Source organism: Citrobacter sp. LJND-P06 (genome assembly GCF_058188415.1).
Map to the genome: position 1 here is coordinate 2,504,145 of NZ_CP187317.1, position 13,587 is coordinate 2,517,731.

Here is a 13,587-nt window from a genome sequence, read left to right on the forward strand (position 1 = left end):
GCCCACCCGGTAATGGGTGGGCTTTTTTCTTATATTCTGCTGGCGATGGTCAAATACCCTTCCCCGTTGTTGCCTTAATATTCACCACCTACCCATAAATCACTGCCACTCCACAATTTTTGTGTGCATTTAGAGGGCATACCTCTTTATAATCTTGCCCGGTTCTATGGCTTGTTTAAGACATAGATTTACTCACTGAAACAAACTCTTTCCGGCATTTCAGGTGCTGAATGAGGCAAGAGGCTTAAAATATGTTCACCACGCTCGCCTATGTTGCGCTTTTTTTGATCTGTTCATGGGGTGTATTTAAAATAGATCAGAAGAGTCAATCCCTTTCCCGATCTGTCTTCATTGCTATTTTTTTGGGCGCCGCCATCGGCATATCTCTCCATTTTATGACTACCGAAAACAGCAAAACCATTATTGAGTGGTATAGCATTATCGGAAATGGATACGTCAACCTATTAAAGCTCGTCGCAATTCCACTGATTTTTATCTCCATTCTTTCTGCGATTAACAAACTCGAAAACAATGCCGGTATCGGTAAGATGTCTTTGACCATCGTCGCCTGCATGTTGTGCCTGGTGATGATCGCCGGATTCGTGGGGCTGTTTACAGCATACACGCTGGGACTGGATGCCAGCGCCTTTGGCCATATGCAATCGACGTTAACGGCGGAGGATGTCAACAAAACGGCGGCGGTATCATTACCTCAGTTAATGACATCATTAATCCCCACCAATATATTCCTCGACCTTACCGGGGCAAGAAGCGTTTCCGTCATTGGTATCGTCATTTTTACCCTTCTGGCCGGTGTCGCGCTGTTAAAAGTCAAAAAAGACGCTCCCGAAGAAGGTAAAAAATTAAGTGCGGGTATTAATGCCCTACAGATTTGGGTAATGAAGATGGTGCGTATCGTTATTGTACTGACGCCCTATGGGGTCATGGCATTAATGGCTAACGTATTTTCGACATATCAGTTTTCACAATTTACCAGCCTGCTGGGATTTATTGCCGCGTGTTATCTGGCTGTGGCAATGATGTTTATCGTTCACGCTATTTTACTGGTGCTGAGTGGTAAAAATCCCATTCACTACTTTAAAACCGTTTGGCCCGTGCTCACCTTTGCCTTTGTCTCACGCAGTAGCGCTGCATCAATTCCTCTGGCGATATCCGCACAAGAAAAATATGGCGTACCGAATACGATTGCCAATATTGCGGCGTCCTTCGGCTCCAGTATGGGACAAAACGGGTGCGCGGGCATTTATCCTGCCATTATGGTGGCGATGATTGCGCCAACAATGGGGGTCGATCCGTTATCTCTTCATTTCCTGGCAACCTTGCTTCCCGCGATCGCGTTGGGATCGATTGGCGTCGCCGGTGTGGGTGGCGGTGGCACATTTGCATCACTGATCGTTCTTTCAACGCTAAACTTCCCGGTGGCGCTGGTCGGTATCTTTATTGCGATAGAACCTGTCGTCGATATGGCAAGGACTGCCCTCAATGTGAATGGCTCAATGATGTCTGGTGTTCTGGCAACCCGGTTGCTGAGTGAAAAAGGTCAGGAACAACAACACAGTGCAACGCTGAATTAACCCGCATTCAGGGTTTACTCAAGCATATCTGTCTCCTCAGCGCGAGCCCCTGTACCTCGGGAGCACACGCTGAGGGTTAGCGACCCAACCCCACATCCCGGATAATTCGCCAGTCCCTCCCAGGCCAAAATAGGCACAATGCGTAAAAAACACGCTGCAATATCAACAAAATATAATCAACTTGTTTAAATACTCTGCGATCGAGTGAATTCAGAAAGAAAATTACCATTTCCCTCTTGCCTCATTCTAACTCTGCCGCTAATATTCGTCCCCGTTGTCACCTACAACGTTGCGTTCATAGCTCAGTTGGTTAGAGCACCACCTTGACATGGTGGGGGTCGTTGGTTCGAGTCCAATTGAACGCACCATTTGCGTCCGTAGCTCAGTTGGTTAGAGCACCACCTTGACATGGTGGGGGTCGGTGGTTCGAGTCCACTCGGACGCACCATTTCATAGTTTTGTGATCTGGTGCTCTCTGCATTTTCGTATCTCCCTTAAGATTTCACTCCCTTTTCTTAAAGACCCATTCTGTATTACTCGCGAAAGCAACGCATTTCCACCATTGTCTGTTTTTACAAAATCGCTTTTTATAGAAAGTAGCGCCATAGCATCTCCGCTCTCTGTGTAATGCTTGTTGCCTCAACCCCTTCAGAACGGTTGTAACCTCCCCTTACCTCTGGATACCCTTCCCCATAGCCTGCTTCCCATTATCAACGAAGGGGTTAGTTAGCGACGGGCATACACAAGAAAACGGGGAGTCTGTCATTCAGGATCGTATAGTTCCCATTTTTCAGACGGTTTATTTTTAACCTGATTCCGCGCTGCGGCATCAGAAAAAAATCAGGCAACATATCATTCAGTTTGTTGCGTACGTCCCGATTCATTGTGTTGTCGTTTGTGACATCAGAAAACATCTGATAGATATCCTTGTCCTTATCATAATTAAAGTTAACAACCCGGTGGAAATTTTCCTCTGCTGAACCCTGTTGGCGGAATGTCAGAAACACATCAAAAAAATTATCATTCTTACTGATATGTAAAACCGACTTCATGGTCAGAACATTTTGCCCATCATGCAGAATCGTTCTCGACTGACAGTTAATGTCCGTTTCGTTATGCATGGACTGAATAAGAGCGATACCAGCCAACACCAGCACTGAAAAAATCGTTAATGAGTAAGTTAGATTTTTTTTCATTTAGAATCATTCCAGTAAATATGAGTGACGCATGTTTTCGCTCTGGCAAGAATGTCATTACAGTAAATAACCGATACGCGTGTTCGCGGAGTGTTTACTGAAAGATAGGCTCGCGTCAGTACCTTACAGGTGATGTTAAACTTCCTGAAATAATCGTTGAATTCGGCCTGATTATTTTGCACGAAGTCGGGATACGCATAAATCTTGCATCCATTACGCTCAGTGGCCAGCGTGTAGGTATCAAATAAACTGCGGCTATCTTCCTCTGAAGTATGCAGATAAGTCCAGATAAGTACGAAGCTGGCCGCAAAGGCACAGATAATGTAGAGCGCAATACCTGGTGCCGATTTTGGTTTATTAATCTCTTTTGAGGGCGGCTCTTCAGGTAAACCGTGCGCGTTCCCGGAGGAAATATTTGCCGCACTGACCTCCTCATTCAATGCAGTATCCGTGGTTATCTGCACTTCTGCACTTAATCTAAAACCCGCTCTGGGAACCGTGATAACGACATCAGACAGGGCTGGTGAGGCGCTTGCCAGGCTTCGGCGCAGCAGTGAGATATTCTGATATAACGCGTTAGCGGGGATCTGGCTGGCTTCATTACCCCAGATATAATGAAAAAGATCGGCTTGCTTGACAACCGCGGGATATTGCGCGATCAGTATACCTAAGCAGCGGCTGACTGGCTGATTTAGCTTAATAACGCGATTGTTCTCATTCAGCACAACAAGCACATTGTTGTGCTGATCAAAATGAACATTACCATTCAGAAGAATTTTTTGAGACATAGCCTGTCGCCTTAGCATTGCAAACCAATAAAATTGCTTATTAAGAACTCATAAATTATAGCAAATGTTCAAGAACTACATATTCCCAACTTAAAACTAACATACAAAAAACATAAGAACCTTATTAAAACATACGCAACTGATTGAGTTTATTTGACTTTTATATTAATTATCATATTTGTATAATCATTGTTAATAATCAATCCGGAATTAATTAAAAATAACAAAAAAGATCTTAATAAAATCATTGGCATTTTTAAATAATAATCTCACTGGTACGATGTCATCCATCGATAGAAAGTTACTGGCATGCATACGGAATATAAAAGAACCATCCGCAGTGTATGTTCCATGAATGTTCTGTCAATAAGCTAGTTTTAAAAACAAGCCAAGGAGTGAATCCATTATGGTTATCTGGGGTGAGTAAATGCTTAATTATGTTGCTTTAGGTATGTTAATACTGGTGTGTGTCATTTGTTTTTACGCCATCATCATAATACACGACATACCTTATGAGATTGCCAAAAAAAGAAACCATCCACATGCAGATGCAATCCATGTCGCAGGTTGGGTGAGTCTTTTTACTCTCCATGTCATTTGGCCCTTTTTATGGATTTGGGCAACATTGTACCGAGAGGATCGTGGATGGGGCATGCAGGGAAAATCACAGGCTGAAAATACAGATATGGCCGTTCTACTTCAACGAATCGAGAAGATGGAAAACGCCATACGGCAGAGAGAATAAAACATGTATTTCGCTAATATCGTCATTGTTTTTCTGGTTTTGTATTTTTGCCTGATGCTTATCATGATTAAAATGTCGCCACAACTGGCGATGTTATTGATTAACCCGTAATGGTGAAAGAGTATGGATTTGCTGATTGTAATGACCTATGCCGCCATATCATGGGTTATATTTAAAGTATTTAACATCCCGGTTAATAAATGGAGTGTTCCCACCGCAGTACTTGGTGGCATATTTTTGGTGAGCGGGCTTATTTTGCTCATGAATTATAACCACCCTTATACTGACAATGCTCAAAAAGCGGTAATTTCAATTCCGGTTGTGCCGCAGGTTAGCGGTCAGGTGATATCTGTAACGAATAAACCAAATGCCCCCCAAAACAAGGGCGATATTCTGTTTCAGATCGATCCGTCACGCTATCAGGCGCGACTGGATAAACTTCTGGCGGATACCGTTACCGCCGAGCACGAAACGGCAGCACTGCAATCGGAATTAGAAGAAGCCCAGGCCTTTACCCGTAAAGTTCGCGCCGAGCGTGATCAAAGCAGCCAGGACTATTCTCGCTATATGAAAGGAAGCCAGGCCCGGGTGAATCCCTTCTCAGAACGAGATATCGATACCGCGAGGCAAGCATTTCTGGGACAAGAAGCCAGCCTTAAAGCCGCTCAGGCAAAGGAAGCCCAGATCCAACAGTTGCTGAAGAGTAAAATTAACGGCGACCAGTCTCAGGTCGCAAGCCTGAAGGCGCAAGTTGCGGAGGCACGTTACGATCTGGAACAAACCACCGTCAGAGCACCGAGTGATGGATACGCCACTCAGGTTTTGATCCGTCCGGGGACTTATGCGGCAGCGCTGCCGCTTCGCCCGGTGATGGTCTTTATTCCGGCGCAACAGAAATTGATTGTTGCATCCTTTCGCCAGAATGCCCTGCTGCGACTCAAACGTGGGGATATGGCTGAAGTGGTGTTCAATGCGCTTCCGGGTCAGGTCTTCCAGGCCAGACTGAAATCCGTGATCCCTGTTACGCCAGATGGTGGATATCAGGCATCAGGGACGCTTCAGACGCTCAGTACAAGCGCGGGTAATAATGAAGTGTTAGCCACTCTCGAACTTGAACCAGCGGTTGAGCTATCACAATTACCTGATGGGATCGGTGCGCAGGTCGCTGTCTATTCCGACCGCTTCACCCATGTCGCGGTCATGCGAAAAATACTGTTACGCATGACCAGTTGGACGCATTACCTCTACCTTGATCACTAGTTTTGTGCAGGACACCATCATGAACAAACAGCACTATATCGCGGCACTTTTGACCTGGATTGATGCTCATCTTGAGGAACCGTTATCCCTGGACGATATCTCTGAAAAATCTGGATATTCGAAGAGATATCTACAGGCATTGTTCAAACAGGAGACGGAAAATACGCTGGGTGATTACGTCAGAAAACGTCGGCTCGGAATGGCTGCACAGGAGTTGCGAGGCGGTACGACGCCGATATTAGACGTCGCTATCAAGTACCATTATAACTGCCAGCAAAGTTTTACCCGGGCATTCAAACGTGAATACCGGATTACGCCGGGGCATTTTCGCAGAATCCACGAATGAGTTCCCCCGTCGATAAGCGTCTGACGTGGTGTCATCCTGACCGTCGTGCCGGTACCTGCGTTGTAAACAACACGGGGTACCGACACGCACAGAGAGTCACCCTGCCGTGACTTCATCTCTTTAATTTTAAATAATTTATTTAATTCGACGTTATCACGTTTCAGTAATAGGGCTAAACGATGGCGTTTTCGCAACGCGATGGCATTCTGTTACGGTTACATTTGCGATAAAACCGAATGTGTTACTATTTTGTAGACAAAATGTGATGCGGCCCATAGCTATTTCCAATTCAATATATCATTCTCTCTGTATAATCAAATTTGAGAAAGTGCATGTTGATCATGAAGATATAATGCCTCTCTTCCAAGGACACGATAATGCGCAATACACTTATTCCAATAATCGTTGCGGTGTGCCTTTTTATTATCGGCGTTTCTATTCTGAATATTCAGCTTTGGTATTCTTCTACCGCTGACAGCCTTGCAGGGGCCAGATACGCATCAAAAAATATCAGTAATATTCTCGAAGAGGCGTCTCTGGCGACCAAAACAGCGATGAATACTGCGATGAAGGGATGCAACCTGGAAGAACAGTATCAACTCGGCACCGAGGCCGCGCTTAAACCTCATCTACGAACAATCCTTATCATCAAGCAAGGGAAAGTATGGTGTTCATCACTGCCGGGAAACCGCGTATTGCTGACTCGTATTCCCAGCATGCCTGATACCAATTTGCAGCTTGCTCCGGCAAAAGATACGGTCAATGGGCTTCCGGTACTGTTATTCCAGACTCATTTTGCCGCAAGCCGTATTCTGATCACTATCAGCGATCAACATATCCGTGGGGCACTGAATGCGCCTTTGAAGGGCGTAACGTATTTGTTACGCGTAGGAGATAGCACCATCGGCCCGTCAGGCGATATCGCGCCAATAACCGGAAGTCAGCAACTTGCCGGACGGGTTGACTCAACAAAGTATCGCTACAGTATCATTTACAATCAGCCACCCCTGTTCAGTTTGCCCAGAATCGTCTCCAAAGGCCTGGGTATCCTGATTTTCATCCTGCTGATTTCCTGCGCAGCCGCTTACGTTCTTGAGAAGTATCTGAACAAAAATACCACTCCCGAAGAAACGCTACGCAGGGCGATTGCCCGCGGTGAAATCGTTCCATTTTACCAGCCGATCGTCAATGGTCGGGAGGGAACGCTGCGGGGTGTTGAAGTGCTTGCCAGATGGAAACACCCGAGGGTCGGATATATCTCTCCAGCTTCATTTATCCCGGTGGCTGAAAAATCGGGTCTGATAATACCGCTGACTGAAAGCCTGATGGCACAGGTCGTGACCCATATGAACGCCATCGCCAGTAAGTTACCTGAAGGTTTTCATGTCGGAATTAACTTTAGCGCTTCCCATATCACCTCCCCCACATTTGTTGAGGAGTGTCTGAAATACAGGGACGGTTTTAAGCACAGTGGTCTCCATCTGGTTCTTGAAGTCACCGAACGAGAACCCTTACACGTGGATGAAAATCTTGTTCAGAGACTGAATATCCTTCATGCAAATGGCTTTGTGATTGCGCTGGATGATTTCGGCACGGGCTACTCTGGGCTTTCCTATCTTCATGATCTGCATATTGATTATATTAAGATCGATCAAAGCTTTGTTGGTCGGGTGAACGCCCATCCAGATTCAACCCGGATCTTAGATTGTGTTCTGGATCTGGCGCGTAAACTGTCATTACGCATTGTCGCTGAAGGTGTCGAAACGAAGGAGCAACTTGACTATCTGAACCAAAATAACATTACTTTCCTGCAAGGGTACTATTTCTATAAGCCTGTTCCCTTCACCGAACTGGTCAAAATTCTGCTGTCAAAACCCAAAGTGAAAATTGTTCTCGAGTAGGCCAGCCCGAGGCCGCTCGAGATCCAAACCGCCCTATCCTCCGGCAGAATCGCGTGGCGAGTGTAGGTGGCAGAACCAGCTCCGGTTAAACTGACGGGCCTGTCGCTCAGTAACAACGTGTACTTTGTTTGTTGATTATGCCCTTTCTGAAATATAATCAGAGGCTGACGAACACAGAAATGAAGCAGGTAGCGGATGGAAATTGATCTCGATAATCTGGTCTTTAACGGGCTGGAAGAAGCGGAAGAGCGTAATGCAGAGCGTCTTGATGATGCAGACAAAAAAGCGCAAGCGATTGTGGCCGATGATGACTGCGGCGACGCCTGCAAAATCTAATAGTTAAACCGGCTACGCGCCGGTTTTTAATGCCATTTCTTCCTTCTTGCCCTATTGAGGTGTCCCCCCGAATAGCTAACAATTCAGCCCTGTGGCTGGGGAATAACCGTGTCTTTGAAAATCATCTCGGCATGATTATTTGGCCGTAGTCGACCTGTATCGGCTCCCCAGACTGACTCAACACGCCACAAACTGATGGTGTTCATCGAGTCGGTATTTCACCCCAGCCTGAATATTGTTTTCCCCTTCAATGGCAACGGCAAAACGTGTGCGAATCCCATCGTGATAGGCCAACGCGGCGCATCCTCCGGGGCCAAGAATGATGGAATCCACATGCCCTACACTGGCGATAACCGCATGTTCACCACTGGCAACAATATGAACGTTATCACCGCTATTGGCTATTTTGGGCTGTTCACCAAAGCAGGTAATGTGCGAAAGATCGCCAGCACTGGCGATATTGCTTCGGCTGCCGAGCGTACTGACGCGCACACGCATTCCCGTATTGGCGATGCGGGTGCTATTTCCGGCGCTGCTAACGCGGGTTGAATTTCCCGCCACCACCACACGGGCACGATCGCCTGAACTGCCAATATGGGCGTTATATCCCACACTCCCAATACGAACGCCATAACCCGCGCTGGCGATCTGTGTGGCATACCCGGCACTGCTCAGCCAGCCATTGTCCCCGGTACTGCCGATATAACTGTGGGTTCCTGCGCTGGCCACTTTTACATTGTCTCCGGCACAGCCTAAGCGAACGTTATCACCGGCACTGCAGATCTGTGCGCTGTTCTCCGCATTCGCCAGCTGCTCTTTATTTTTTACCGTGGACAATTGGCTAAAGCAGGGCGCAACACTTTCTGCATCATGAGGAAAAATGGCATTCGGCGGAGTCAGGGCATTCGCCAAAAAATCCATGGTACGAATATCCTGACGCACAAAGCTCTCTTCACTCAGCCATTTTGTCCATGCATATTCCACCAGACTGTTTGCCCAATCAGCATAACCGTCGAACTGGAGTGTGCGATGCACGTCGGCGTAACTTCCGCCATCAGGAAAACGACGAATAAACCATCGATACATTACGGGCCCGACACGCCAGGCCCGCAAATCCCTACGCGTAATCACCATCGGTCAATGCCGGTGGTAGCCATCTACCATGCACTTGAAGGTTTCGCCCGGCGTGCGGCCTGTTGTGCATAAATAGAGATGACCAAAAATGAAAAACAGACTGACGATGGATAACGCAAAATGCGCCTGCAACAGCCAGTAACGAACGCCCGGGAACAGATCGCCGACGACCTGAGGGTAAAGCGATAATAAACCGCTTATCAACAGCAGTGGCAGTAATCCATACATGACGCCGACATAGGCAGCCTGCTGCAGCGGGTTAAACTTCGAACGTACGCTTGCCGGAAACGGGTGTGATTCGCCCTGCATAATGCCGAACAGATAGAAACGCGTCTGTCGAAGCGCACGGCCGACCCACCCCTGGCGCTGAATAATGTAATGATGACCGTTGCCGCCCACCAGGTTTATCAACACAAATCCAATCCAGCAGATCAGCAGCAGGAAGCCACAGACTTCATGCACCGCCAGCAGACTTTTGATCGCCGACGGGCTGGCGAGGGTGAAATGATTAATCAGGCCGCTGACCAACAGCAACAGAAATAACAACGCATTAGACCAATGCCATAGCCTGACCGCTTTTGAGTACAAATAGACTTTCTCTCCGTGACTCGCCGCCTTCTGATTCACCGATCGAAAACGTAACATGGCGTGCAACGCCAGCACTAACCCCATCGCCACCAGCATCAAACCGGCAATAACCAACCAGACAGGCCAGTATTCCGCTGAAAACAGGGGGACATAGTGGGCGAGCTGCATGTGAAACTGTTCGGCATTCTGCGACGCGTTCATACATTTTCCTTTTTAATCAAATGTTGACCGAACCGGCGATACAGATGGGGTTTGCCTGCGCCTGGAAGCTGATGCTCGTAGTATTTGTTTTCCCGCAGCCATGCCTGAATTTCTGGACTGTCTTCGCGCCCAAAAATCAGCGCATGCTCTGGGCAGGCATTGACACAAATGGGAGGAAAGCCTTTCGCCAGACGGCTTTCAGCACAGAAATCGCACTTATCTGCCACTTTGGTCTGTGGGTTGAGATAACGAACCTGATAGGGGCATGCGCCGATACAGTAACTGCATCCAATGCAGCGGGAGGCGTCTACCCGCACAATACCGTTTTCGTCTCGCCAGGAAGCCCCGGTCGGACAAACGTCAATACAGGGCGCATTCTCGCAGTGCTGGCAAGACTGACGAAAATAGTGATAGAGCGTTTCATTTTCGTTATCTGACACCGGGATATGCGCGATCGACAAACGGCTCCCCTGCGGGGGAACGTGGTTCGTTTTACGGCACGCGCGTGCGCATAAATTACAGCCATTACACAGTGATTCGTCATGAATCATGGCGTAGCGCACGTCTTTGGTTTGTTTCGTGCCGGCTACTACCTTTTGGCCAGGGCCGGTGAAAAAGATCACCGTTCCCATGCCAATAACAAATTTTCGTCGAGTGAAGGACATCGGGTTATCCTCTAATGCTGTGACAGAGACAGTCCACACATTCCATGACATCTACCTGAAAAATCAGGGGTTCTGATACTGCTCAACCTCAAGCCATTCACATAAGCCATAGGCTTTTCCGTAGCTCATAAAACGCTCGCTAAACAGATAAGGCTCTGCGTTTGACGATTCCACGCGGCGTATATCCGCATAGTCCGGATGAACGTCCATCGTCGCCAGCGCCGCCTCTATCTCTTGCGGTTCAAAGCGGTACGGCGGTTGTTCCAGCATGGCGACTTTGTAAGGACGGGGATACGTCCGACAATCAAAGCGTACCGCCTCGGCAACTGCGCGGCAGATATCCCTTTCGACCACCTGCACACACATGTCGGCATAGTTTGCGGTCATCGTCTGCGTGCTGTAGTAGTACTCATCCTGACTCCCCTTCACGCAGGTAATATCCGCTCCCCTATCGCCCTGGCGTAAACTCTCCAGCAGAGGATCGAGATCCTCTTCGGTCAACAAATAGGGTGGGCGCGTAAACAGACTACGCGCCACCAGATTTCCCGATGCCGAATGTTGGCGGATAAAATCCGCCACAATCTCTACGGGATCCGCCGCTTGTGCCGGTGTATCGCCTTGCGCTTCCTGAGGACGTAACGCATGAAACCACTGGCGTTTTTCGACGTCGATCTCTGGAACATCCTGGACTGAAGCGCTATCTACATGGCTCATCTCACGTTCCTTTCTACGCAGGCAACAGATTCTGCGCGGCCAGATCGGCTGCAACGTCTTCAAGCCCGAGTCGATTCAGGGTTTCGCGGGTCGGACATCCCAACTCAGGATCCCAGCCCATTTCCTGGTAGAAAAGCGTCAGAGAAAGGCGCATATCCTCGCGATCCATTTTGTCTGTCCCTTCGGTGAACACGGGGATTTTCGGATCTTTGTCGAACACCCAGGAACAGATGAGATCGTGTTCATTACGCATATCTTTGGTTTGCATCAGCTTGACCGTGTAGGCACGGTGCAGCGTAAAGATACGCTCAGCGGCGAGATCCAGGCTTGCCTGGGTCGTTTCATCGCCGGTTACGGCCTGAAAGAACTTAGCCTCCAGGTCCAGATCGCCGCGATAATTGCGACTTTTGAGCGGTGATACCGTCATTGGCCAAACCCAGTTACACAGCGTGACCGCGTTATGCAGACAGACTTTGAGCAGTGTCCATTTGGCGTATTTGATTTTGGCCGCATTGACAGGCGTGTAGTTTTTGGTTTCGTCGTAGGCGTCTTCGGAACCAAACAACTCGCCCGCCACTTCCCGTTGCAATTTCAGCGGTAAACCGGAACCAATGAAGTTGATGTGGGTGTGCGTCATACAGTCGCGGTTAAACATGCAGTTGGTGATCGCCCCCACCTGTGCTGAAGCTTCGTTGGCGTGATGCACAGGAAAACCAAACGGCGACCAGAGTTTGTTTTTATCGTAAGCCCAGTATTCCTCACCCAGATTCCAGCGCTCAGCGATGGCATAAGAACCATCAGCAAGATGGCTGAGTTCACCAACGCGATGCGCCAGTCGGTAATAGAAATCTTTGATGAAATTAGGATCGCCGGCTTCTAACTGGTCCCAACGAATTTCGGCGTACTCGTCGGCAGGAAGAACGCGCTTGAAGACCCCTTTGCTGTAGCAGTAAGTGAAATCCCGGTGCAATTGCCCGTAGTTACACCAGATACCGTAATCATCAAACAGGTTTAAGCCAATCAGATTACCAATAACACGCCCGTCATCTTTGTCGTCAAAGTCTTTCGGGCCGTGCGGGAAGATCGTGGTATGGACAAAGTTCGCCACGCAGGTGTTTCCCCCGGTGCTCGGCACACCAAAATCTTTTACCCGGGGAATATTGAGCTGGGTCATACAGCGAATCGGACATGAGTGGCATCCGCTCATTTTCACCGTGTATTTTTCGGCTGCGGGCCCGAGATCAAAAACCGATTTACAGGTACGAAAGCCGACGGTGTTCTGGTTGCCCGGCGGTATTTCGCCCGTCTCAATGGGGCCGCCTTCTGCCGCGCCCCAATACAAGCCTTTACGCGCATTCCAGCGTGAAGCCGGAGAGGAATATTCGGCCCATGCCTGCGGTGTACTGGGTACGACATGGTTGTTATTGGAACCAATCAGCTCGGTCATCATATAGTCATTGAGCCGTTTCATCTCTTTGCGATCGGCAATATTGACCCCTTTGGTGCCCTCAACCGCAATCGCTTTCAGGTTTTTCGACCCCATCACCGCCCCGGTTCCCGCCCCGCCACTGTGGTTACGGCTGTTAAGCATACAGGAGAGCGGAACAAGGTTTTCACCGGCCTGACCGATAGCCGTCACGCAGGTTTCAGGACTGGTCATCCGACAGATCTCTTCCGTCGTGGCGCGCGTTCCTTTGCCCCAGAGAAAATCGGCTTTCTCCAGACTGACTTTGTCGTCTTTAATGTTAAGCCAGACGGGCGACGCCGCCTTACCTTCAATAATAATGGCGTCATAACCCGCAAATTTCATTTGGGCCGCAAAAAAGCCGCCCATATGCGCATCTACAACCAGATTGCCTTTGGTAAAGGTGGAAAGCGAGGTGATATTGACGCGAGAACTGCACGGCGCTCCAGACCCTGTCAACGGGCCGGTGGCGAATACCAGTTTATTACCTTCATCAAAAGGTTTTGTGCCTGGCGGGACTTCGTCATACATGATTTTATAACCAAAGCCCATTCCGCCGACGAATTTTTTAAATTTGCTGGAATCTTCAAGAGTTATTTCACCCGTACTGAGATTGACCCGCAAAATATTACCAGTCCAACCGTTAGCCATAA

General features: G+C 48.4%; 13 protein-coding genes and 2 tRNA genes. 8 read left to right on the forward strand and 7 right to left on the reverse strand.

Annotated elements, in window-relative coordinates:
* Positions 1-251: 251 nt before the first annotated feature.
* The 3 genes from ACO7SM_RS11985 to ACO7SM_RS11995 all read left to right on the forward strand — a co-directional run bounded on the left by ACO7SM_RS11985 (position 252) and on the right by ACO7SM_RS11995 (position 2,043).
* Positions 252-1,595, forward strand: a complete 1,344-nt coding sequence (locus ACO7SM_RS11985) for a cation:dicarboxylate symporter family transporter (RefSeq protein WP_490467732.1) — start codon at positions 252-254, stop codon at positions 1,593-1,595.
* Positions 1,596-1,886: 291 nt separating this feature from the next.
* Positions 1,887-1,963, forward strand: a tRNA-Val gene (locus tag ACO7SM_RS11990).
* Between the two features lie 3 nt (positions 1,964-1,966).
* Positions 1,967-2,043, forward strand: a tRNA-Val gene (locus ACO7SM_RS11995).
* 274 nt (positions 2,044-2,317) lie between these two features.
* Here ACO7SM_RS11995 and ACO7SM_RS12000 read toward each other — a convergent pair.
* Positions 2,318-2,791 (reverse strand): YqeJ family protein, encoded by a 474-nt coding sequence (locus tag ACO7SM_RS12000; RefSeq protein WP_490467733.1) that lies wholly within the window; start codon positions 2,789-2,791, stop codon positions 2,318-2,320.
* Positions 2,788-3,579, reverse strand: a complete 792-nt coding sequence (locus ACO7SM_RS12005; protein ID WP_490467734.1) for a winged helix-turn-helix domain-containing protein — start codon at positions 3,577-3,579, stop codon at positions 2,788-2,790. The genes ACO7SM_RS12000 and ACO7SM_RS12005 overlap by 4 nt, the downstream gene beginning before the upstream one ends.
* 427 nt (positions 3,580-4,006) lie before the next feature.
* Between ACO7SM_RS12005 and ACO7SM_RS12010 the strand changes: the two genes are divergently transcribed.
* From ACO7SM_RS12010 to ACO7SM_RS12030, 5 genes are all read left to right on the forward strand, one after another.
* On the forward strand, positions 4,007-4,324 hold the full coding sequence (locus tag ACO7SM_RS12010) for a DUF3302 domain-containing protein (protein ID WP_490467735.1): 318 nt from the start codon (positions 4,007-4,009) through the stop codon (positions 4,322-4,324).
* A 123-nt stretch (positions 4,325-4,447) separates the two neighbouring features.
* A complete protein-coding gene (locus ACO7SM_RS12015; protein WP_490467736.1) occupies positions 4,448-5,584 on the forward strand; it encodes an HlyD family secretion protein in 1,137 nt (378 codons plus the stop codon).
* Positions 5,585-5,603: 19 nt separating this feature from the next.
* Positions 5,604-5,930 carry a helix-turn-helix domain-containing protein gene (locus ACO7SM_RS12020; protein ID WP_490467737.1) on the forward strand — a complete coding sequence of 109 codons (327 nt, stop codon included), beginning with the start codon at positions 5,604-5,606 and terminating at the stop codon, positions 5,928-5,930.
* Between the two features lie 377 nt (positions 5,931-6,307).
* The gene (locus ACO7SM_RS12025) at positions 6,308-7,831 is read left to right on the forward strand and encodes a cyclic diguanylate phosphodiesterase (protein ID WP_490467738.1); all 1,524 of its coding nucleotides are present in this window, start codon (positions 6,308-6,310) and stop codon (positions 7,829-7,831) included.
* A 195-nt stretch (positions 7,832-8,026) separates the two neighbouring features.
* Positions 8,027-8,167 (forward strand): hypothetical protein, encoded by a 141-nt coding sequence (locus ACO7SM_RS12030; RefSeq protein ID WP_101737839.1) that lies wholly within the window; start codon positions 8,027-8,029, stop codon positions 8,165-8,167.
* Positions 8,168-8,344: 177 nt separating this feature from the next.
* Here the strand turns inward: ACO7SM_RS12030 and ACO7SM_RS12035 are convergent, their stop codons facing one another.
* The 5 genes from ACO7SM_RS12035 to ACO7SM_RS12055 all read right to left on the reverse strand — a co-directional run bounded on the left by ACO7SM_RS12035 (position 8,345) and on the right by ACO7SM_RS12055 (position 13,585).
* Positions 8,345-9,301: a YdhT family protein gene (locus tag ACO7SM_RS12035; protein WP_490467739.1), complete on the reverse strand. Its 957-nt coding sequence runs from the start codon at positions 9,299-9,301 to the stop codon at positions 8,345-8,347.
* Between the two features lie 3 nt (positions 9,302-9,304).
* Entirely contained in the window at positions 9,305-10,090 is a 786-nt protein-coding gene (phsC, locus tag ACO7SM_RS12040; protein WP_490467740.1) for a thiosulfate reductase cytochrome B subunit, read from the reverse strand.
* Positions 10,087-10,755, reverse strand: coding sequence for a 4Fe-4S dicluster domain-containing protein (locus ACO7SM_RS12045; RefSeq protein ID WP_490467741.1), 669 nt, complete (start codon positions 10,753-10,755; stop codon positions 10,087-10,089). Before ACO7SM_RS12045 ends, phsC begins: the two co-directional genes overlap by 4 nt.
* 63 nt (positions 10,756-10,818) lie before the next feature.
* Positions 10,819-11,469 (reverse strand): YdhW family putative oxidoreductase system protein, encoded by a 651-nt coding sequence (locus ACO7SM_RS12050; protein WP_490467742.1) that lies wholly within the window; start codon positions 11,467-11,469, stop codon positions 10,819-10,821.
* Positions 11,470-11,482: 13 nt separating this feature from the next.
* Complete coding sequence (locus ACO7SM_RS12055) at positions 11,483-13,585, reverse strand: aldehyde ferredoxin oxidoreductase (RefSeq protein ID WP_490467743.1); 2,103 nt, start codon at positions 13,583-13,585, stop codon at positions 11,483-11,485.
* Positions 13,586-13,587: the final 2 nt, after the last annotated feature.

Coding starts and splice junctions, on each gene's coding strand:
- ACO7SM_RS11985 (WP_490467732.1), top strand. CDS start 252: ATGTTCACCACGCTCGCCTATGTTGCGCTTTTTTTGATCTGTTCATGG.
- ACO7SM_RS12000 (WP_490467733.1), bottom strand. CDS start 2,791: ATGAAAAAAAATCTAACTTACTCATTAACGATTTTTTCAGTGCTGGTG.
- ACO7SM_RS12005 (WP_490467734.1), bottom strand. CDS start 3,579: ATGTCTCAAAAAATTCTTCTGAATGGTAATGTTCATTTTGATCAGCAC.
- ACO7SM_RS12010 (WP_490467735.1), top strand. CDS start 4,007: ATGCTTAATTATGTTGCTTTAGGTATGTTAATACTGGTGTGTGTCATT.
- ACO7SM_RS12015 (WP_490467736.1), top strand. CDS start 4,448: ATGGATTTGCTGATTGTAATGACCTATGCCGCCATATCATGGGTTATA.
- ACO7SM_RS12020 (WP_490467737.1), top strand. CDS start 5,604: ATGAACAAACAGCACTATATCGCGGCACTTTTGACCTGGATTGATGCT.
- ACO7SM_RS12025 (WP_490467738.1), top strand. CDS start 6,308: ATGCGCAATACACTTATTCCAATAATCGTTGCGGTGTGCCTTTTTATT.
- ACO7SM_RS12030 (WP_101737839.1), top strand. CDS start 8,027: ATGGAAATTGATCTCGATAATCTGGTCTTTAACGGGCTGGAAGAAGCG.
- ACO7SM_RS12035 (WP_490467739.1), bottom strand. CDS start 9,301: ATGGTGATTACGCGTAGGGATTTGCGGGCCTGGCGTGTCGGGCCCGTA.
- phsC (WP_490467740.1), bottom strand. CDS start 10,090: ATGAACGCGTCGCAGAATGCCGAACAGTTTCACATGCAGCTCGCCCAC.
- ACO7SM_RS12045 (WP_490467741.1), bottom strand. CDS start 10,755: ATGTCCTTCACTCGACGAAAATTTGTTATTGGCATGGGAACGGTGATC.
- ACO7SM_RS12050 (WP_490467742.1), bottom strand. CDS start 11,469: ATGAGCCATGTAGATAGCGCTTCAGTCCAGGATGTTCCAGAGATCGAC.
- ACO7SM_RS12055 (WP_490467743.1), bottom strand. CDS start 13,585: ATGGCTAACGGTTGGACTGGTAATATTTTGCGGGTCAATCTCAGTACG.